The 19,911-nt window shown below is 72.9% G+C and carries 20 protein-coding genes and 1 pseudogene; 11 read left to right on the top strand and 10 right to left on the bottom strand.

The features are described from left to right. Window positions 1–83: 83 nt before the first annotated feature. The 4 genes from ACFZDL_RS00190 to ACFZDL_RS00175 all read left to right on the top strand — a co-directional run bounded on the left by ACFZDL_RS00190 (window position 84) and on the right by ACFZDL_RS00175 (window position 2,977). Entirely contained in the window at window positions 84–1,259 is a 1,176-nt protein-coding gene (locus tag ACFZDL_RS00190) for a MerR family transcriptional regulator (protein ID WP_353590505.1), read from the top strand. After that, window positions 1,216–1,689, top strand: coding sequence for a hypothetical protein (locus ACFZDL_RS00185; protein WP_353590793.1), 474 nt, complete (start codon window positions 1,216–1,218; stop codon window positions 1,687–1,689). The genes ACFZDL_RS00190 and ACFZDL_RS00185 overlap by 44 nt, the downstream gene beginning before the upstream one ends. Before the next feature lie 147 nt (window positions 1,690–1,836). After that, window positions 1,837–2,532, top strand: coding sequence for an alpha/beta hydrolase (locus ACFZDL_RS00180; protein ID WP_353590504.1), 696 nt, complete (start codon window positions 1,837–1,839; stop codon window positions 2,530–2,532). Window positions 2,533–2,716: 184 nt separating this feature from the next. After that, window positions 2,717–2,977 (top strand): hypothetical protein, encoded by a 261-nt coding sequence (locus ACFZDL_RS00175; RefSeq protein WP_353590503.1) that lies wholly within the window; start codon window positions 2,717–2,719, stop codon window positions 2,975–2,977. A gap of 299 nt (window positions 2,978–3,276) precedes the next feature. Here the strand turns inward: ACFZDL_RS00175 and ACFZDL_RS00170 are convergent, their stop codons facing one another. The 4 genes from ACFZDL_RS00170 to ACFZDL_RS00155 form a co-directional block, all read right to left on the bottom strand. After that, entirely contained in the window at window positions 3,277–3,747 is a 471-nt protein-coding gene (locus ACFZDL_RS00170) for an NUDIX domain-containing protein (RefSeq protein WP_353590502.1), read from the bottom strand. Window positions 3,748–3,750: 3 nt separating this feature from the next. Next, entirely contained in the window at window positions 3,751–4,494 is a 744-nt protein-coding gene (locus ACFZDL_RS00165) for a helix-turn-helix transcriptional regulator (RefSeq protein WP_353590501.1), read from the bottom strand. Between the two features lie 417 nt (window positions 4,495–4,911). Further along, window positions 4,912–5,574: a VTT domain-containing protein gene (locus ACFZDL_RS00160; RefSeq protein WP_353590500.1), complete on the bottom strand. Its 663-nt coding sequence runs from the start codon at window positions 5,572–5,574 to the stop codon at window positions 4,912–4,914. Further along, window positions 5,571–6,353, bottom strand: coding sequence for an MBL fold metallo-hydrolase (locus tag ACFZDL_RS00155; protein ID WP_353590499.1), 783 nt, complete (start codon window positions 6,351–6,353; stop codon window positions 5,571–5,573). Before ACFZDL_RS00155 ends, ACFZDL_RS00160 begins: the two co-directional genes overlap by 4 nt. 112 nt (window positions 6,354–6,465) lie before the next feature. On the opposite strand from ACFZDL_RS00155, the gene ACFZDL_RS00150 reads away from it, so the two are divergent. The 4 genes from ACFZDL_RS00150 to ACFZDL_RS00135 all read left to right on the top strand — a co-directional run bounded on the left by ACFZDL_RS00150 (window position 6,466) and on the right by ACFZDL_RS00135 (window position 11,919). Further along, the gene (locus ACFZDL_RS00150; protein ID WP_353590498.1) at window positions 6,466–7,035 is read left to right on the top strand and encodes a MarR family winged helix-turn-helix transcriptional regulator; all 570 of its coding nucleotides are present in this window, start codon (window positions 6,466–6,468) and stop codon (window positions 7,033–7,035) included. Window positions 7,036–7,111: 76 nt separating this feature from the next. Beyond that, entirely contained in the window at window positions 7,112–8,140 is a 1,029-nt protein-coding gene (locus ACFZDL_RS00145; protein ID WP_353590497.1) for a membrane dipeptidase, read from the top strand. A 196-nt stretch (window positions 8,141–8,336) separates the two neighbouring features. Further along, window positions 8,337–10,505 carry a phage holin family protein gene (locus ACFZDL_RS00140; protein ID WP_353590792.1) on the top strand — a complete coding sequence of 723 codons (2,169 nt, stop codon included), beginning with the start codon at window positions 8,337–8,339 and terminating at the stop codon, window positions 10,503–10,505. Window positions 10,506–10,542: 37 nt separating this feature from the next. Further along, on the top strand, window positions 10,543–11,919 hold the full coding sequence (locus tag ACFZDL_RS00135) for an amino acid permease (RefSeq protein ID WP_353590496.1): 1,377 nt from the start codon (window positions 10,543–10,545) through the stop codon (window positions 11,917–11,919). On the opposite strand, the pseudogene ACFZDL_RS00130 reads toward ACFZDL_RS00135, so the two are convergent. Both ACFZDL_RS00130 and ACFZDL_RS00125 read right to left on the bottom strand, forming a co-directional pair. Continuing rightward, window positions 11,875–13,242, bottom strand: a pseudogene (locus tag ACFZDL_RS00130) (MFS transporter); the annotation flags it as partial. The gene ACFZDL_RS00135 and the pseudogene ACFZDL_RS00130 sit on opposite strands and share 45 nt — an antisense overlap. After that, entirely contained in the window at window positions 13,239–13,823 is a 585-nt protein-coding gene (locus ACFZDL_RS00125; RefSeq protein WP_353590495.1) for a TetR/AcrR family transcriptional regulator, read from the bottom strand. The pseudogene ACFZDL_RS00130 and the gene ACFZDL_RS00125, both read right to left, overlap by 4 nt. A 295-nt stretch (window positions 13,824–14,118) precedes the next feature. On the opposite strand from ACFZDL_RS00125, the gene ACFZDL_RS00120 reads away from it, so the two are divergent. Then, on the top strand, window positions 14,119–14,739 hold the full coding sequence (locus tag ACFZDL_RS00120) for a hypothetical protein (protein WP_353590494.1): 621 nt from the start codon (window positions 14,119–14,121) through the stop codon (window positions 14,737–14,739). A 158-nt stretch (window positions 14,740–14,897) separates the two neighbouring features. After that, on the top strand, window positions 14,898–15,284 hold the full coding sequence (locus ACFZDL_RS00115; protein ID WP_353590493.1) for a nuclear transport factor 2 family protein: 387 nt from the start codon (window positions 14,898–14,900) through the stop codon (window positions 15,282–15,284). On the opposite strand, the gene ACFZDL_RS00110 is transcribed toward ACFZDL_RS00115, so the two are convergent. After that, a complete protein-coding gene (locus ACFZDL_RS00110; RefSeq protein WP_353590492.1) occupies window positions 15,274–16,077 on the bottom strand; it encodes a helix-turn-helix transcriptional regulator in 804 nt (267 codons plus the stop codon). The genes ACFZDL_RS00115 and ACFZDL_RS00110 overlap by 11 nt on opposite strands. A 93-nt stretch (window positions 16,078–16,170) precedes the next feature. On the opposite strand from ACFZDL_RS00110, the gene ACFZDL_RS00105 reads away from it, so the two are divergent. Then, window positions 16,171–16,476, top strand: a complete 306-nt coding sequence (locus ACFZDL_RS00105; protein ID WP_353590491.1) for a 4a-hydroxytetrahydrobiopterin dehydratase — start codon at window positions 16,171–16,173, stop codon at window positions 16,474–16,476. 146 nt (window positions 16,477–16,622) lie between these two features. On the opposite strand, the gene ACFZDL_RS00100 is transcribed toward ACFZDL_RS00105, so the two are convergent. The 3 genes from ACFZDL_RS00100 to ACFZDL_RS00090 form a co-directional block, all read right to left on the bottom strand. Continuing rightward, window positions 16,623–17,813, bottom strand: coding sequence for a S1 family peptidase (locus ACFZDL_RS00100; protein ID WP_353590490.1), 1,191 nt, complete (start codon window positions 17,811–17,813; stop codon window positions 16,623–16,625). Window positions 17,814–18,094: 281 nt separating this feature from the next. Then, the gene (locus tag ACFZDL_RS00095; protein ID WP_353590489.1) at window positions 18,095–18,928 is read right to left on the bottom strand and encodes an aldo/keto reductase; all 834 of its coding nucleotides are present in this window, start codon (window positions 18,926–18,928) and stop codon (window positions 18,095–18,097) included. A 259-nt stretch (window positions 18,929–19,187) separates the two neighbouring features. Further along, window positions 19,188–19,898 carry a hypothetical protein gene (locus ACFZDL_RS00090; protein WP_353590488.1) on the bottom strand — a complete coding sequence of 237 codons (711 nt, stop codon included), beginning with the start codon at window positions 19,896–19,898 and terminating at the stop codon, window positions 19,188–19,190. Window positions 19,899–19,911 lie beyond the last annotated feature (13 nt).

Here is a 19,911-nt window from a genome sequence, read left to right as displayed (position 1 = left end):
CTGCCCCGTCCGTTGTCCTTCTCTGCCCGTTGACCTTCCTCGTCCGTTGACCTTCGAGTTGGTTGAAGCCTGATGATGGCCGCGTGCCACCTGCCGAGCTGATGCCGATCGGGGTCTTCGCCCGACGCAGCGGTCTGACCTCGAGCGCGCTGCGGTTCTACGCCGACTCGGGGCTGCTGCGCCCCGCCGAGACCGACCCCGTCTCCGGCTACCGCTACTACCGCCCCGACCAGGTGGCGCGAGCGGTCGCGCTCCGTCGGCTCCGCGCGATCGGGATGCCCCTCACCGCCGTCGAGGCCGTCCTGGCCGCCGGCCCCGAGGAGGCCTCCCGGCTGATCGACGAGCACCTCGCGAAGGTGCTCGGGGACGCGGCGGCGGCGCGGCGGAAGGCCGCCCTCCTCCAGTCCTCGCTCGCCGACGGCGTGCCGAGCCGGCCGATCGCCGCGCTCAAGGGTCCCGTGCTGGCCGACGCGGTCGAGCAGGTCCTGACCGCGACCGTACGGGAGCCGGGCCTGCCGGTACTCGGCGGGCTGCGCCTCGAGGTGACCCCCGAAGCGGTCACCCTCACCGCGACCGACCGCTACCGGCTCTCGACCCGCACGCTTGTGCCCGCCGAGCCGGCGACCGCCACCTGGGCCGGCACCGTGGGCGGCGAGGAGTTGCGGGCCGCGGCCGCCGAGATCCGCCGCAGTCCGCTGGTCCGCATCGAGGCGACACCGCACGCGATCCGGCTGCGCCGGGCAGGACGGCGAGAAGACCAGGAGGACCCGCACTGCGGGTTGCTGTCGGAGGAGTTCCCCGACTACCGGCTGATGCTCGCGTCCCTGGGCGAGGCCACCACGCGTGTGACGGTGTCCAAGGACGTCTTCCTGCGCGCCCTGGAGGACCACCCCGGCGAGCGGATCACGCTGCGCCTGACCGACCAGGGGATGAACATCCTGCCGTCCGGTGACGCGCACCCGGACATGCCGCTCCCCGCCGCTGTGACGGGGCGGCCCCTGTCGGTCTCCTTCGAGCTGACGACGCTCTATCCGGCCGTCAGCACCGCCCTCGGCCCCGACGTGATGCTCGACCTGAGGGGGCCGGACCAACCCGCCACGATCCGCTCCGCCGACCGCGGTGACCTCACCACCGTGGCCATGCCCGTCAAACAGGAGGACCCTCCCCGTGACCGCCACTCCCACGACCGCCACTCCCACAACCCCCGACCCGACCATGGAGGCCATCGGCCACGCCGTCACGGAGGGCCGGGCGGGTGACACCGCCTCCGCCCGCCGGCAACTCCTGGACCTCTGGTCCGCCATCGGCGTCACCGGCGACCCCCTGCACCGCTGCACCCTGGCGCACTACCTCGCCGATCTCCACGAGGACCCCGCCCAGGCCCTGGCCTGGGACATCCGCGCCCTGGACGCGGCCGACGCCCTGACCGACGAGCGCGTCCAGCAGCACCACGCCGGCCTTCACATCGCGGGCTTCTACCCGTCCCTGCACCTCAACCTCGCCGACAACTACCGTCGGCTCGGATCCTTCGAAGCCGCCACCGACCACATCGACGCCGCCACCCGGCATGCCCCCGACCTCCCCCAGAACCCCTACGGCGACCTGCTCCGCACCGCCATCCAGGAGGTCGCCGAGGCCATCACCCGGCGCGACACCGCCCGGCGGTCCTCCGCCCCCGGCCCCGCGTGACCCGACCCGCGGGACGGCCCGGTCCGTGGGACGGGACCTGCCGTACCGTCCTCGCGCGGCCGGAAGGTCGCGGTCGCGCGGTCGATCACGTTCTGCTGTCGGCCAACACCGTCGCGGTTCCGATGGCATAGGCGACAGGATCGCCCCATGCAGCCGATCTTCGTCCTCGTGCACAGTCCGTCCGTAGGCCCCTCGACCTGGCGCCCCGTGGCCGAACACCTGACGGCGGCGGGATACCACGTACAGGTGCCCTCCCTGCTCCACATCGGCGCCGGTGCTCCGCCGTTCTGGCCCCGCGTCGTCAGTGCTGTCCGCGACGACCTCCGGCAGGTCCCGGCCGACAGCCCCGTCACCCTGGTGGCACACAGCAACGCGGGCTTGTTCCTGCCCGCGATCCGCTCGGGCCTCGGCCATCCGGTCACCGGCTCGGTCTTCGTCGATGCCGCGCTGCCTGCCCTGAACGGGCCGACCCCTGTCGCCTCACCCGAGTTGCTGGAGTTCCTCGGTCCGATGGCCGTGAACGGCAGGCTGCCACGCTGGACCGACTGGTGGGACGAGGCGGACGTCGCACCCATGTTCTCCGATCCGACGATGCGACAGACCGTCATCGAGGAGCAGCCCACCCTGCCGCTGTCCTACTACGAGCAGCGCGTCCCGGTCCCTGACGGCTGGGATGACCATCCCTGCTCCTACTTGCTGTTTGGCCCTCCGTATGACGACCTCGCCGCCGAAGCGCGCGAACGCGGCTGGCGTGTGGCACACCTGCCCGGCGCACACCTCCACCAGATCATCGATCCCGCCGGCACGGCCCGGCACCTCGTCGAACTCGCCACCACGACGTGATCCCCCCGCCACCGACAGTCCGGGTGAGCGAGCCGACGGGCCCGCCGGCCGTGGCGCCGATCCGCGCGAGCGGAGCCCTGCGAAGACGGGTGGTGCGCGGGAACCCCAGAAGCGGGACGCGCGGGCGGTTCCGACGGTGGTGGACACTTCCCTGAGGGCGCGCTCTCGCTGGGACTTGATCACCATGAGCGACTGGTCTCTGCAGCGGGGCCATGGTGCCCGATTCGAGTGGGGGCCCATCGGGGCCCGGCGGCTCGCGGCGGAGGCGGCCTGCCTCGTGGTGGTCGACGTGCTGTCGTTCACGACGTCGGTGACGGTCGCCGTCGAGGCGGACACGCGGGTGTTCCCGTATGCCTGGCGCGACGAGACGGCGGTCGCCTTCGCCCGGCGGAAGGCCGCCGAGCCGGCCGTGGGTCGGCGCGCCGCCACAGCGACTTCTCCGTAGTCGCTGTCCCCCGCGGCCCTGCGGCGGGCTCCGGCGGTTCCCCGGCTGGTCCTGCCCTTGCCCAATGGCTCCGCCATCTCCGCGGCGGCGGGCGGCTCCACGGTGGTGGCGGGCTGTCTGCGGAACGCGAAGGCCGTCGGCCGGTGGCTGGCGGGGCACGGCTACGGGACCCCGGAGGGACGGGTTGGTGCCGACCTTCAGGTTCCTGTCTTTCACCGTCCACACGGTGCGCTTGCCGTCAGCCCCACGAAGGCGCCCGCATTCCCGTCGCCCAGGATCGCTGCCTCCGGCTCACGGGCTCAGCCGAGATACGGCTGCTCGCGATGTTCCAGGAAGTGACGGAGCCGGAGCCGCTGGGTGTGGTGCATGGGGAGATCGGCGAGTTCTCCCGGCGGCACGAACCGAAGCTCTGTGGACTCTTCGGAGATCGCAAGCTGCCCCCCGACAACGCGGGCGGTGAAGCACACGTTGAACTGTCGGCGGACCTCGCCGTCTGTGTAGGCGATGACATGGCGCGGGTCGGTGTACGTGCCGACGAGTCCGGTGATCTCTACCTCGAGTCCCGTCTCTTCCCTGACCTCGCGGACTGCCGTTCCTGGCAGGGATTCGGTCATATCCATGCCGCCGCCGGGCAGAGCCCAGAGGCCGTTGTCCCGGCGACGCTGGAGCAGGATTCGCCCGGTCTCGTCGGCGACCACGGCGGACGCGGCGACAACCAAGCTGTTCGGCTCAGGGGCGTCGGGATCGTCGTAGTACTCGGTCCGCGCCATCGGTCACCTTTCCTCCACCGGCGTCGCCGTCGCCCACACGGCGTTGAAGCTCTGGACGTAGGTGTCGAACATTCCACCCTCGCCGTGTCGACGGAGGTGCCAGACGGGTGCGCCGTACGCGTTCACCCCCCAGACATGTGCGTTGGCCATGAGTTGATCATCTGCGCGGTAGAGCGAGTTGTAGAGGGTCGTTCCGTGGGTCCGGACCTCGATGCCTGGAGTGTCGAGGAGGGGCCGGTAGTGCATGAGCGCGAGTCGGCAGCGTGATTCGATGCCGTGACCGAACTTCTCTTCCTGGCCCCGTTGCTGGACGTTCGGGCTGTCGGCGTCGCCAACGGCGATCCGCACGGCACAGCCGTCAGCGGCTCGCTCCCGTAGAAGATCATTCAGGTGGGGGTACGCCTCGTGCAGGAAGACGGCGGCGTACACGAGCACGTCAATCCGTTCGCGGGCCTGCGTCAGCATCTCCACGAACGCGGACACCGGGATGTCCGCGCGCTGCTCGTAGAGCGCCACCAGCTCGGGGCTGACCGCGCGGGCGGCGCGCGCCTGGCGGAGTGCCGGCCATAGGGCGTGCACGTCTTCTCCTAACGTTTCCGCTGCCACCATCGCCGTGGTACGTCGCGGAGTACGGTTCAGGTTGACCCACCTCTCAACAGATTTGGGGTCCACCTCGACCTTCGCCGCAAGGGCGGCATACGTCCAGCCTCCGGCTGTCATGGCGGCGCGTAGCCTCTCGTTCGGCATCAGAGTCTCTCCCCACGTGTCGGGACGGCACTCGGGACGTTCTACCTGGCACGGGACGTCCCGAAGTGGGCTTTAGGGGAGGTTCCTACGTCCTGATGACAGCGCGATGATCGCGAAAAGCTCCCGCGACCGTTGCAGGCGGCCCGGGAGCGCGGTCAACGCTGTGAGGAGCGTCAACATGAGGAGGACTATCGCTCGATTCGTGGAACGGCTGTTAGAGCTGGTGCTGCCCGCTCCAGGTCGGCACCGGGCTGCCGACAGCGTAAAGGCGGTGGCGACATGAGTACGCGACCGCGTCTCCTGCCGTGGCCCAGCGACGCCGGGAAGCGCTGCTATCTCGTGACGGACGATGACGGCGACAGCCGTCTGTCGAGCCTGGCCGACGAAATCGAGGCTGTACAGCTCAAGGCGGAAACCTCAGCCCGTCGCCTCGCCGTGCGCGCGGCGGCGGGCGCGGGTGCGGCGCCAGAGGGCGGGGGCGGCGCCGACCAGGACGGTCAGGGCGATCGCGGCCGCCACGCCCTCCCAGGGGCGGTCGAAGAGCGAGCCGCCCAGGATGCCGATGAGCGCGTACGTGCCCGACCAGGCCAGCACCGCCGGGACATCGCCGTGCGCGAAGCGGCGCAGCGGCATCCGGGCGAGCAGACAGGCGAGCATCACCGGGATCCGGCCGGCCGGGACGAGCCGGGACAGCACCAGCACGGCCACCTCGTGCTCGTCGAGGCGGCCTTGGGCCTGGGCCAGGCGCTCGGGGGCGGCGCGGCCGCGGAGTTGGGCGAGCCAGCGAGAGCCGTTCTTGGAGCGGAGCCCGCGCCGGCCGAGCCAGTACAGGGCGATGTCGCCGAGGAAGGCCGCGAAGGACGCCACACAGAAGACGACCAGCAGCGACAGGGGCGGCACGCTCTGGTGGATCGCCACCACCGCCGCCGAGCTCACCACCGCGCCCGTGGGCACCACCGGCACCAGCGAGCCCACCACCACCAGCAGGAACAGCGAGGGATAGCCCACCGCCTGCTGGGTCGACTCGGGCGGCACGCTCCGCACGAGCTTGCCGATGGCGTCGAGTATGTGGTCGGTCATCCGGCGGTCTCCAGGCGTACGCATTCGCCGTGCCGCAGGACGTGCACCACCGCGTCGGGCGCCAGCCGCCCGGCGTGCCGGACGAAGTCGTCGCCGGGCGCGTGGAATTCGTGCGGCCGGATCGCGTCGAGGCCGATCGGCCAGTACGTGCCGTAGTGCACGGGCACCGCGCTGCGCGCGCCCAGCCGGGCGAGGGCCTGGGCGGCCCGGTGGGCGTCGAGGTGGCCGTGGCCGAGGTAGGGGCCCCAGCCGCCGACGGGCAGCAGCGCCACATCGCAGTCGCCGACCGCCCGCGCCATGCCGTCGAACAGCCCGGTGTCGCCCGCGAAGTACGTCGTGGACTCACCCCGCAGGACATAGCCGAGCGCGGGCACCCGGCTCGGCCCGTACGGCAGCCGTCTGCCGTCGTGCGCGGCGGGCACGGCCCGGATCCGCACCTCGCCCACCGCGATCTCCTCGCCCGGCCGCACCTCGGTGACCCGCAGCTCCCGCGCCCGGGCCACCCGCCGCAGCCCCGGCACGGCCGCCCCCGCGCCGCGCGGCACCACCAGCCGGGTGCCGGGGCGCAGCCGCATCAGCGAGGCGAGGTGGAGGTGGTCGGCGTGCAGATGGGAGACCAGCGCGACCTCGGCGACCGCGGCGGCGGGCGGCGGCACGGGGCCCCGGCGCCGCCGCAGATGCGCCAGCCGCCGGACGAACAGCGGGTCGGTCAGCACGCGCACGCCCGAGTCCCGCACGGTGGTGGTGGCATGCCCCCACCAGGTGATCTCCACCGACACTCGGAGCCTCCGTCCTCGTGGTGCCGCCCGACCGGCGGGCGCAGGTGCTCGTCGCATTCTTTCACTGCGCCCGACGGTGGTTGACAGGCCCTCCGACGGGTATGCATGACTCATGCATGTACGCGAGAACGACACCGAACGCGTCGCGAACCTGCTCGGGGCCGCGGCGCTGGCCATCACCGACGACCTGCTCACCGCCCCCGTGGCCGCCTCCAGCCTCAGCATGAGCGCCGCCGCCGCGCTGATCGTGCTGCACACCGACCCCGGCGTGAGCGTGACCGAACTGGGCCGCAGAGTGGGGCTGACCCAGTCGGCGGCGGTACGGATGGTCGACGGACTGGAGCGCGGCACGCTCGTGGAGCGGCGGCGCACCCTCGGCAACTGGACCGGCGTCCATCCGACCAGCAAGGGCCGGCGGACCGCCGAACACCTGCTGAGCGCGCGCACGTCGCACCTCGCCACGGCGCTGGACGCCCTCGACCGGGCGGAGGTCCGGGCCCTGGGCGGGCTGCTGGAGAAGCTGCTCGACCGGCTGTACCAGGGCTGCGGCGCCGCCGACCGGATGTGCCGGCTGTGCGACCGCGCGGTGTGCACACCGGAGGGGAGCCACTGCCCCGTCGGGGCCGCGGACCGGGCGGCACAAGGCCGCACACCCGACGCCCCCGGTACGCCTGGGAGCTGAGCTGACCGGGGGCGATTCCCTGATCACGGCCGGTTAATCCCTGGCCCGGAGCCCGCCCCTCCGGCACCATGGCGCCGTGCACGCTACAGAGCTTCACCGCCGCGCGGTGGTCGCCGACGCCCACAACGACCTGCTGATCGCGGTCACCGCCCGCCCGCCGCACCGCTGGGCCTCCTTCTTCCGCGACCAGTGGCTGCCCCAGCTGCGCGAGGGCGGGGTGGATCTTCAGGTGCTGCCGGTCTTCATCGAGGACCAGTTCCGCCCCGAGGGCGCGCTGCGCGAGACGCTGCGGATGATCGAGTGCGCGCACACGCTGGCCGAGGGCAACGCGGACGAGGTACGGCTGTGCCTGGACGGGGACGACGTCGACCGCGCCCTGGGCGAGGGCAGGGTCGCGCTGGTCCTGGCGCTGGAGAGCGCCCCCGGCCTTGACGCGAACGTGGAGCTGATCCCGACCCTGCACCGGCTCGGGGTGCGCATGGCGTCCATCGCCCACTGGGGCCGTACCGCCCTGGCCGACGGCAGCGGCGAGGACGCCACCGGCAGCCGGCTCACCGAGGCGGGGGTGGCGGCGCTGGCGGAGATGGAGCGTCTGGGGATGCTCTTCGACGTCTCCCATCTGGGCGCCTCGGGCGTCGCCCATGTGCTGGAGCTGGCCACCCGGCCCGTGCTGGCCACGCACTCCTCCGCCCGCGCCCTGCTCGACCACCACCGCAACCTCACCGACGAGCAGATCCGCGGCATCGTCGCCACCGGTGGCATGGTGTGTGTGAACTTCCTCGGCGAGTTCCTGGCCACCGACCCCGCCGAGCGCACGGTGGACCGGCTGGCCGACCACATCCTGCATGTCGTCGAGGTCGCGGGTGTGGACCGGGTGGGCCTGGGGCCGGACTTCATCAAGGAGGTCAGCGCGGACACCAGCCCGCCGTGCTGCGAGGACCTGGAGTACGCCGAGCTGGTGGTGCCGGGGCTCGAAGGCCCCCGCGGCCTGCCCCTGGTCACGGAGGCGCTGGTCCGCAGGGGCCTGCCCGAGGCCGACATCCTCAAGATCCTCGGCGGAAACGTCCTCGAGCTGTTCCGCAAGGAGCTCGGCCGCCCGGCGTGAGGCTGTCACCCCTGGGGCGAGGCTCCGACGATGACCGCCGCCGCCAGGGCCCGGAGCGCGCCGCTCACTTGCGCCAGAACGCGTGATTCTTGTGGAGAAACGCCCCGGCCGGGCCCGGGATGCGCTGTGACAGGCTGGGGGCCGGCCCGCGAGTGCCGAGCGGGCCTGGATACGCGAGGTGAGTGACGGCGTGCAGATGCCCCGTTGGAAATCCGTGGGCGCGGCCCTGCTGCGGGTGATCGCGGTGTGGGCGGTGTCCACGCTCACCATGCTGGCCCTCGCGGCCATCCTCCCCGACTTCCGGCTGCAGTCCCCCGACGGGGACAGCGCCACCCGTACGGCGATCACCGCGGCGAGCGGCGCCGGGGCCTTCGGCCTGCTCAGCGAGCTGGTGTGGCCGCTGCTGGTGCGGGCCCTGCTGCTGGTGCCCGCGTTCGTGCTCGGGCTGCTGGTGTTCGCGCTCAACGGCTCGCTGCTGCTGGTCGCGCTGAATCTGATCCCGGACGGACGCGGCACCGCCGAGCCGGAGACCGCCGTGGTGGTCGCGGCCGTCATGTCCGCCGCGTCCTCGGCGACCAGCACCTTCCTGACCGTGCGGGACGACGGCGCCTACGGCCGGCGGCTGGCGCGGCTCGCGGACCGAAGACGGCGCCGTCGGCGCGGACAGGGCGAGCCGGGCGGGCCACCGCAGCCGCCCGGCACGGTGTTTCTGCAGCTCGACGGCGTAGGACACGATGTGCTGCGGGACGCGGTGCGGCCCCGCGGCAACCGGCCGCCGATCATGGAGACCGTCGCCGGGTGGGTCGACACCACCCATGCGCTCACCCCCTGGCGCACCGACTGGTCCAGCCAGACCGGCGCCAGCCAGCTCGGCATCCTGCACGGCTCCACCGAGGACGTGCCCGCCTTCCGCTGGTACGAGAAGGAGACCCGGCAGACCATCGTCAGCAACCGGCCGACCAGCGCGGCCGAGCTGCAGCGCCGCGCCGCGGCCCGCACCGGGGACGAGGGGCTGCTCACCGTCGACGGGGCCAGCCGCGGCAACCTGTTCACCGGCGGCGCCGAGGAACTGGCCCTGGTGCTCTCGGTGGCCGCCCGGCGCGGCCGCCACAACCGCTCCAGGAGCGGCTACTTCGCGTACTTCAGGGACCCCGCGAACGCCACCCGCACCGCGGGCTCCTTCATCGCCGAGATCTTCCGCGAGCTCGGCCAGTCGGCGCGCGCCAGGCTGCGCCGCGAGACGCCGCGCGTGGGCCGGGGCGGGCTGTACCCGTTCATCCGCGCCTTCGCCACCGTCGTGGAGCGCGACGTCGTGGTCGCCGCGGTGATGGGGGACATCCTGTCAGGGCGCACCGCGATCTACGCCGACCTGGTGGCGTACGACGAGGTCGCCCACCACTCCGGGCCACACAGCCGCGACACCCACCAGGTGCTGCGCCGCCTCGACCGCTGTGTCGCGCTGATCGCCGAGGTCGTCGAGCACGCGCCGCGCGACTACCGCATCGTGCTGCTCTCCGACCACGGACAGAGCCCCGGCGCCACCTTCGCCGACACCTACGGCCTCACCCTGGAGGACCTGGTGCGGGCCGGATGCGCACTGCCCGTGCCCCCGCGGACCGGGCGCACACCCCGGGGGCACCGCCCGGCGGCGGCCGGGGCCGGCGCCGAGGCGCGCGAGGCGGCGCGCGCGGCGCTGCGCAGGCCCGAGCGGGACGGCGACGGACACGGCCCGTCCGATCCCGTGGTGCTCGCCTCCGGCAATCTGGGTCTGGTGTCCTTCCCCGATGTGCCGGGCCGGATGAGCCGCGAGGAGATCGACCGCCGCCACCCCGCGCTGCTGCGCACCCTCGCCGACCACCCCGGCGTGGGCTTCCTGCTCGTACGGTCCGAGCGGCACGGCGCGGTGGTGCTGGGCGCGGACGGCGCCGAGCACCACCTCGACACCGGCCGGGTCGTGGGGCGCAGCCCGCTGGTGGTCTTCGGGGACGGCGCCGTGGCCGCCGTACGGCGCACCGCGCACTTCCGCAACGCCCCCGACATCATGGTCAACTCCGCCTACCACCCGGCGACCGGCGAGGTGCACGCCTTCGAGGGGCAGATCGGCTCGCACGGCGGGCTCGGCGGGGCGCAGAGCCACCCCTTTCTGCTGTGGCCCCTCGAACTCAGCCCGCCGACCCGGCCGGGGGAGGAACTGGTGGGCGCCGAGCGGGTGCACGCGGTGCTGCGGCGCTGGCTGCGGGAGGCGGACGGCCCGCAGGTCCCGGAGACCTCACAGGCCAAGGAGGGCGAGGAATCACGGCGGCTCGGCGATGTCACCGCAGCATCTCCGGCGGCCTCGCCACCTCTGCCGGATAAAACCCGGTGATTTGGTGTACCGTGCACGATTCCCCGACCATGGCGGGATGCACGACCCGCACCCCGCCCGCCGCTTCGGCCTGCCCACGGCGACCGCGCTCGTCATGGGCAACATCATCGGCGGCGGCATCTTTCTGCTGCCCGCCTCCGTCGCCCCGTACGGCACCGTCAGCCTGCTCGCCTTCGTCGTCCTGACCGTCGGCGCGATCGCGCTCGCGCTGGTCTTCGGGCGGCTGGCGCGGCGCGATCCGCGCACCGGCGGGCCGTACGTCTACGCCCGCGCGGCGTTCGGCGACTTCGCGGGGTTCCTGTCCGCCTGGTCGTACTGGACCATGACCTGGGTGAGCAACGCGGCGCTCGCGGTCGCGGCCGTCGGCTATGTCCATGTGCTCGTCCCCGGCCATGCGTCCAAGGGCGTCGACCTGGCCGTGGCGCTGCTCGCGCTGTGGCTCCCGGCGCTCGCGAACCTGGCGGGCACGCGGTGGGTCGGCGCGGTGCAGATCGTCTCCACGGTGCTGAAGTTCGTGCCGCTGCTCTTCGTCGCCGTCGCCGGGCTCTTCTTCTTCGACCCGGACAACCTCGGCCCGTTCCACACCGGCGGCGGCAGCGCGATCGGCGGTCTGTCGGCGGCGGCAGCGATCCTGCTCTACAGCTATGTGGGCGTCGAGTCGGCGTCGATGAGCGCGGGCGAGGTGCGCGACCCGGAGCGCAACGTCGGGCGGGCCAGCGTGCTGGGCACCATCGGCGCCGCCGTGGTCTACCTGGTCGGCACCCTGTCGGTCTTCGGCACCGTCGCCCACCGGGACCTGGTGAACTCCACGGCGCCCTTCTCCGACGCCGTGGACGCCATGTTCGGCGGCACCTGGGGCGGCACGCTCATCGCGCTGGCCGCCGTGGTGTCCATCGTCGGCGCGCTCAACGGCTGGATCCTGATGAGCGCCCAGGCGCCGTACGCGGCCGCCCGCGACGGGCTCTTCCCCGCCGCGTTCGCCGCCAAGCGGCGCGGCGTGCCGACCTTCGGCGTGCTCGTCGGCACGGCCCTCGCCTCGCTGCTCACCGTCGTCAACTACACCTCAGGATCGGGCGGGGTCTTCGAGTCCCTGGTCCTGATCACCACCTTCTCGGCGACCGTCCCGTATCTGCTGGCCGCCGGCGCCCAAGTCCACTTCCTGCTGTCGGGGCGCCGGGACGAGGTGCGCGCCGGCCGCTTCGCCCGGGACCTGGTGCTCGCGCTGGCCGGTTTCGGCTTCTCCTTCTGGCTGGTCGCGGGCGCCGGATACGCGGCCGTGTACCAGGGCACGCTCTTCCTCTTCGCCGGTGTGCTGGTCTACGTCGTGATGGCCGCCCGCCGCGCCGCCGCCCGGTCCGGCGCCGGGACGGTCCCCGCGGACGGCGCGCCCCCGGTCGCCGGGACGGCCGCCTGACCCGGGGAGCGCGGCGGCCAGCGGCACCCCGACCGCGGCGACGGCCGCCAGGACCACCGTCGTGGTGGCCGTCGTGGTGAGGGCCATCAGCATGGTCGCCGCGGCGACGCCCAGCGCCGGGCCGACGTTCAGGGCGGTCTGCTGAAGCCCGCCGGCCACCCCGGCGTGCTCCACCGGCGCATGGCGCACGATCACGGCCGTGGCGGTGACCATCACCGTGCCGAACCCGGCGCCGATCGCCAGGAAGCAGCCGCCGATCGCCACGGCCGTCGACTCCTCGTCGAGCCGGGAGAACAGCAGAACGCCGAGGGCGAGCAGCGCCGTCCCCGCCACGGCCGTACGGCGGGGCCCGTACCGGCGCAGCAGTACGGCGCACACCGGCGCGCCCAGCACCATCATCGCGGGCAGCGGCAGCGCCCTCAGCCCGCTCTGCAGCGGATCCAGCGCGAGCACGTCCTGCAGGAAGTACGTGCCGAGGAACAGCGTCCCGAACACCGCGGCCGACGCCGTTACCAGGATGCCGAGCGCCGGGGCGACGGCCGCCGACCGCAGCAGTCCCGGCGGCAGCAGGGGGTGCGCGGTGCGGCGCGTGTGCCACGCGAACGCGCCGCCCGCCGCCGCGGTGGCGAGGCACCCGAGCGCGGTCGCCGCCGTCCAGCCGGCATCGGGCAGCGCGACGAGCGTGTACACCACGGACGCCAGGGCCGGCGCGAGGAGGAGCGCGCCGGGCAGATCCAGCCGCAGTCCGGGCGCCCGCTCCGGCTCCGGAATCCGGGCGACGAGCGCCAGGACACCGATCAGCAGCGCGGGCGCCACGGTGAGGAAGAAGACGGAGCGCCAGCCCAGCTGGTCCGTCAGCGCCCCGCCGACCAGCGGGCCGGCCGCGGCGGCCAGCCCGATCGCGCTGGTGCGCAGCGCGATGGGCATCCCGATCCGGTCCGGCGGGTACGCGGCCCGCAGCATCCCGAGGGTGGCCGGTTGCAGCAGTGCGCCGAACACCCCCTGGGCGACGCGCAGCCCGATCACCCAGCCGACCCCGGGCGCCAGGCCGATGCCCGCCGACGCGGCGGCGAAGCCCAGGGTGCCGATGGCGAACAGCCGCTGGTGCCCGTAGCGGTCGCCCAGGCGGCCGGCGAAGACCAGCAGGCTCGCCACGGCGATGAGATAGCCGGTGCTGGTCCACTGCACCGCGGCGAAGGAGGCGTGCAGATCCCGCCGCATGGCGGGCTGCGCGATGGTCAGCACGGTGCCGTCCAGGGCGACGATCGCGGCCCCGGTGACGCCGGCGACGAGCGTGAGCCGCCGGTGATGCGATGGGCTCACGGCAGCTCCGGCCCGAGGTGCGCGTCCAGCGCGGCGCGCAGCAGCGGTTCGACGTCGTCGGCGCCCGTCGCGAGGGGAAGGCTGCCCCACCCCCACAGCTGGGCGATGCCGTGCAGATTGGCCCACAGCGCACCCGCGACGACCTGGGGCGCGGCATCGGCCGTCGGCCGCGCCCGGGCGACCAGGTCGACCAGCACCTCGAACAGCGGCAGGCTGGTCTCGCGCAGCCCCAAGTGGTCGCTGCGCAGCAGGTCATGGCGGAACATCAGCTCGAACATGCCGCGGTTGGTCAGGGCGAAGTCGAGGTAGACCCGCCCCAGCGCCATCAGCTGGGCGCGCGGCTCGGCCCGTCCGTCCCCGAGCGCCCCGGCGGCGCCCGCGGCCAGTGCGGCGAAGCCCTGGCGCGCGATCGCGGACAACAGCGCCAGGTGGGTGGGGAAGTACCGGCGCGGGGCCCCATGGGACACCCCGGCCCGGCGGGCGATCTCCCGCAGGGACAGGGACTGCATCCCCTCGCTGGTCACCAGCTCCACGCCGACCTCGATCAGCCGGGACCGCAGCCCCGTGTCGTGCTCGCTCATAGACACTGTCTACCAGGGCGCGTAGACAGTGTCTACTAGGTTAAGGATCCAGTCGGTTGGGCCAGAATGATGCAATCGCGCATAGGTGACGACTCGTGAGAAACCTTGAGGCCGACATATGACTGAGCAACAGCCCCCGACGCCCCCGCAGCCCCAATGGCTTCCTCCGCAGCCCCAAGGCCTTCCCCCGCAGCCCCAGGGGATCGCCCCGCAGCCCGCGGGCTTCCCGGCGCAGCCCGGACAGTCTCCCGCCGGGTCCCCTGCCGCGTCCTCGCCGCGGCGGGGCCGGATCTCCTTGCGCAACCCGCTGATCACCGCGGCCCTCGGCCTCGTGGTCGGCCTCGCCGCGGTCGGCATACCCGTCCTGCTCTCGGACGACGACGGCGGGGGCTTCGGCGGCGGGGGTAGCGGCGGTGAGCTCAGCGCCCCCGCGAAGCTGGACGGGCTCAGACCCTTCGCCGACATCCAGCGCGCGTCAGGCGCCCCCAAGGCCAAGGAGATGGCGGACGGCATCGCCAGGGAAGAGCGCAAGAGCGGCGAGCGGCTGTCCGAGGCGTACGGCGGTGCCGCCGCCGTGGTGAAGCAGTACGCCGACGAGGACGTCGAGACGACTGTCACGCTGATCGCGGTCCGGAGCCGGTCGCCGAAGCCGTACGTCCCGTACGAGGACCGCAAACGGCTCGCCCTCGCCGTGCCGCCGGACGAGCTCAAGGTGTTCGGCGACGTCTCCTGCGTGCTCTACAACCAGCCCACCCCGGAAGGCTCCAAGCCCACCGCCGAGTCCGTGCACGTCACCCTGTGCCAGCGCACGGGCGACGGGCTCACCGTCCAGATCCGCCCGGGCGGCAGCGGCGTGGCCAACCAGCCCGAGAAGGTCGCGTCCCTCGTCGAGAAGGCCTGGGCGGAACTGTCCTGAGCCGGGCCGTCCCCGGCCTGGCCACCTCCATTACCTGGCGGGTAATCGACCGGACGAGCCGTCGGCGGCAGGGTTGGGGCATCGGGTTCCGGGCCGGCGCACTCCGGCTCGGAACCCGGCCCCACAGTTGCGTTTCAGGTAATGAGGAGAGCCCTGCCATGACCGTCAAGTCGCAGTACGAGACCGCCGTCGCCCGCTACTTCGAGGCGTGGAACGCGACCGACGCCGAGGCCCGCGCCAAGGCCGTCGCCGCCGCCTGGACCGAGGACGGCGGCTACACCGACCCGCTCGCCACCGTCAGCGGCCACGACCAGCTCGCGGCGGTCATCGCCGGGGCCCAGGAACAGTTCCCCGGCTTCGTCTTCCAGCACACCGGGACCGTCGACGGGCACCACGACACCGCCCGCTTCACCTGGGAGCTGGTCTCGACGGCCGACGGCTCCGCGCCGGTCGCCGGGTCCGATGTGATCACGCTGGCCGAGGACGGCCGGATCCGCTCCGTCCTCGGCTTCCTGGACCGGGTCCCGGCGACGCCTACGGCATGAGCCGCCGCAGGACCTGCGCCGTCTCCGGGTCGGCCGGGAGAAGGGTCTCGATCGCCAGCTCGGAGACGGTGACGTCCATGGGGGTGTTGAAGGTCGCGATCGTGGACACGAAGGACAGCACATGTCCGGCGTGCTCGATCACCATCGGCAGCGCGAACGGCGCGTGGTCCCCGCCCACGGCCGCCCGCTCCCGGCCCCCCGAGCCCAGCGGATAGGCGCTGACCTCGTCGTACAGCTTGCGCAGCGGCGAGGACCGCATCAGCGCCAGCTGGCGCTCCATCTGCTCCAGCAGATGGCCCCGCCACTCGCGCAGATTGAGGATGCGCGGGGCCAGGCCGTCCGGGTGCAAGGTGATGCGCATCGCGTTCATCGGCGGCCGCAGGAGGTGGTCCGCGACCCCCTCCAGCAGCATCGCCATGCCCTGGTTCGCCGCCACCACCTGGTACATCCCGTCGACGACGATCGCCGGGTACGGGTCGTAGCCCGTCAGCAGCCGCTCCATCCCCTCGCGCAGCGGGCCCATCGACGGGTCGTCCACAGAGGTCTCCGGGTAGTGCGGCGCGTAACCGGCCGCGATCAGCAGGGCGTTGCGCTCCCGCACGGGTACGTCGAGGTGCTCGGCGAGGCGCAGCACCATCTCCTGGCTGGGCCTGGCCCGCCCGGTCTCGATGAAGCTGATGTGGCGGGCGGAGGAGTCGGCGCGCAGCGCGAGTTCGAGCTGGCTGATCCGCCGCCGGTCCCGCCATTCGCGCAGCAGTGCGCCCACCCCCGGGGCAATCACGGCAGTCGTCATGCCCTGACGGTAACCGAACACGCGTCTGCGGCTCGCGTGTGGTCCGTACGGTCCGTGGGAAGGTGGGACCCGTCGCGACGAAAGGGGTGTCCCATGGCGGTCGAGCCGCTGTCGAACGAGGAGATCGAGCGGGGTCTGGAGGACCTTCCCGGCTGGTCGCTGCGGGACGACCGGCTGGTGCGCGAGTACTCCTTCCCGGGACACCCGGCCGCGGCCCGCCTGGTGGCCCAGGTCGCCGAGGCCCAGGAGGAGCTGGGGCACCACTCCGACCTCACCCTCGGCTACAACAAGGTCGGCGTCTCGGTGAACACCCACAGCGTCGGCGGCAAGGTGACCGAGCTCGACCTCCGGCTCGCCCACCGCATCGAGGACATCGCCCGAGGACAGGGCGTGGTCTAGGACTGGTCCAGGACGCCACGATCCGGGGCGGCGAGTGCCGCCCGGTGGGCGGGCCGCCCGCTTCAGGCCGCGGGTCTCGGGCCACGCCCGTGGCCCGGTCGGCCGGGCGACCGGGCTATGAGCGGGCTGCCGGGGCGCCGGGGGCCTCAGCCGGTGGTGAGGGTGAGGCCGTACGCCTCGAGGATCGGGTTGACCGGCTGGAAGTACGTGGTGCCACCGCTTGTGCAGTCACCGGAGCCGCCCGAGGTGACGCCCTGGGCCTGGCTGCCGGAGATGTACGAACCGCCGGAGTCGCCGGGCTCGGCGCACACGGTCGTCCGGGACAGGCCGCTGACCATGCCCTCGGAGTACCGGACACTCGTGTCGAGCTGCTCGATCGTGCCGCAGTGCCAGCCGGTCGTCGAGCCGGAGCGGCAGACCGAGGAGCCCACCGGCGCCTGCTGGGAGCCGGAGACCGTGACGACGGAGCCGCCGGGGCCGAGCACCACGGGCTTGGGCGTCCAACTGCTGTTGACCGCCACCCAGGCGTAGTCGTTGCCGGGGAAGCGCGAGGCCTTGAAGGTGCCCTGTGCGGCCTTGTTGACGCCGGTGGTGGTGGCGCCCGCCTGGCCGCAGTGGCCCGCGGTGACGAAACCGCCCTGGGAGTCCTTCGTCACCGAGAAGCCGATCGAGCAGCGCGCGGTGCCGTTGATGTAGTACGCCTCGCCGCCGCGCACGTCGTCCAGCGGTCTCGGCTGCTCGGCGGATTCCACGATCCGCACCATGCCGCGGTCCACGCCGCTGTCGGTGACGAAGGCGGAGGCCTCGTCGGGGTCGGCCGCCTGGATCACCACGCTGTTGCTCTTCACATCCACGTACCACACGGCGGCGGCCGCGGCCGTAGGCGCGCGCCGCTCGGCCGCGCGGTCCAGGGCGCCCTTCGCGGCGGTGAGGTCGTCGAGGCTGTGGCTGACCGTCACGGGCCTGGCGCCGGCGGCGGTGATCATGCCGTGCCGGCCCTGGTCGGTCGTGGCGACGGTGAGCTCGGCGGTCTTGCCGGTCACCCACGCGCCGCCGAACGCGGTCCCCAGGCTTCTGCGGAGGGCGGGGGTGGCCGTACCGGCCCGGTACTCGTTGGTGATCCGGGCCCTCGCCTCGTCGGCCGTGAGGCCGAGGTCGCGCCGCATCGCGTCCAGCATCTCGGTGGGGACTTCGGTGGGGGCCCCGGTGGGGGCCGCGGACGTGGGGCCGGGTTCCGCCGCGACGGGAGTCGCCAGGGCGGGTATGGCAGTCAGGGAGAGGGCGGCGATGGCGATGGCACAACCAGCGGTGAGGGCAGGTCTGTGGCTGCGGAGCATCGGGTGTCTCCTCGTGTCGTGGGGGCTTGCGTCAACGTAAGCCGGTCCGACACGCGCCGCCCACCTGCCCGCTCTCCCCGGTTGCGCCCCGCGGCACACCCGGCACGACCGCCCGCGGGCCCGCCCCCGCGCCCGTCGCCGCAGGCGGCCCGGTGTCCGGCGGCTGACGCCCGGCGGGCGCGGACTCCACCCGAACAGCCGCCGCCGATCAAGCGGTTACGCGAACGCCCCCGCCCTGCGGTGAGGGCGGGGGCGCTCGACGGGCCGGGTACGGCGCCGGATCACACCACGTTGAAGGTGTCCGGGTCCGGGCCGAGGCGGTTGCCGGAGTCCATCGCGTCGATCGTGGCGAGGTCCTGGGCGTCCAGCTCGAAGTCGAACACGTCGATGTTCTCCTGGATACGGGACGGCGTGACCGACTTGGGTATCACCACATTGCCCAGCTCCAGGTGCCAGCGGAGCACCACCTGGGCCGGGGACTTGCCGTGCTTGTCGGCGATGGCCCCCAGCCGGTCGTCCTCCAGCAGGCCCTTGCCCTGGCCGAGCGGGGACCAGGCCTCGGTGACGATGTTGTGCCGGGCGTTGAAGGCGCGCAGCTCCGCCTGCTGGAGCTGCGGGTGCAGCTCGACCTGGTCGATGACCGGGGCGATCTCGGTCTCCGAGAGCAGCCGCTGGATGTGGGCCGGGTGGAAGTTCGAGAGGCCGATGGCCTTGGCGCGGCCCTCGGCGTGGATCTTCTCGAACGCCTTCCACGTGTCCACGTACTTGTCGACCCCCGGCAGCGGCCAGTGGATCAGATACAGGTCCACATACTCGAGGCCGAGCTTGGACAGCGAGGTGTCGAAGGCGCGCAGGGTGGAGTCATAGCCGTGCTCCGCGTTCCACAGCTTGGTGGTGACGAACAGCTCGTCGCGCGGGACGCCCGACGCGGAAATGGCCCTTCCCGTGCCCTCCTCGTTGCCGTAGATCGCGGCGGTGTCGATGCTGCGGTAGCCGGCGTCGAGCGCCGTGCGGACCGCGTCGGCCGCCTCGTCGTCCGGGACCTGCCAGACGCCGAAGCCGAGCTGGGGCATCCGGACGCCGTTGCTGAGGGTGATGAAGGGGACCTTGCTCACGAGCGGTCGATCCTTACGTCGAATACGGGTGCGTACATCTTCAGAGTGAACGGTCGACGGACGGGGCGCATTCCCTACCGGCCACTCCGTCCGCTGCTTCCCAGCGCGCCCGCGCACCACACCTCGCGCACCCCCTCGGACGTGCGAAGGCCACCGCCGACGCGGTGGCCGGGGGCTCGCCGGGGCCCGCCGCCGGCGATCCGGCCCGCGGCGACCGCGTCGGCCACCGCGGTCCGGACCGCGCGGTTCCGGTCGTTCCTCACCCCGCGGCGAGCAGCAGCGGTTCGGGCAGCTCCGCCCGGAACCGCCGCAGCACATGCCCCTCGCGTACCGTCGCGCCCACTTCGACGGCGGCCCGGCTGACCGTGGCGCGCGGCGCCCGCACCACCATGGCCAGCCGGTAGGTGCCGCGGATGCTCGCCGTGGGGGTGCGGCGGATCTCCCAGCCCGGGTCGGACCTGAGCTCGCGCCGCGCCTCCAGACAGACCCGCGCGCCCAGCGCGGCTCGATCCTGTCGTACGAACCCCAGCCGCGGGCCGAGGTGGGCCGGGCCGGTGGCCCGGACCTCCCCGCTGAGCTGCAGCGGGGTCATGGACCAGGCCACCGGCTGGAAGGTGGCCCGGCGATTTCCGGCCGGATCGGCCGAGAGGGTCAGATCAAGATTGACCGTATGCAGTTGAGAACTGGCTGTTTCTTGCGCGCAGCTGACCGAAAGATGCACCAAGTGGTACACCGCGCGCTGCTCGTCGGCCTTGTTGGCTTCCGATTCCACATATGCCTTCAGCTCCGGAACCCGTCCCACGAGTTCCGTCGTCACCGGCACGGCCAGCGGCCCGCCCAGCGTGACCCGCCCGGCCAGGGCGGCTGCCGCGGCGGGCCGCCGCGGGACATGGCCCGAAGGCCCGGAGAATTCCTCGGATACCAGTGCCAGCTCGCGCTCGGGAAGTTCGGGGAGAATGATGTCGATCATTTCCGTGCCCCCT

Origin of the sequence: Streptomyces sp. NPDC007917 (assembly GCF_042959105.1) — a bacterium.
Classification (GTDB): domain Bacteria; phylum Actinomycetota; class Actinomycetes; order Streptomycetales; family Streptomycetaceae; genus Streptomyces.
The sequence above is the reverse complement of the archived record's forward strand: the minus strand, read 5'-3'. Positions and strand labels throughout refer to the sequence as shown.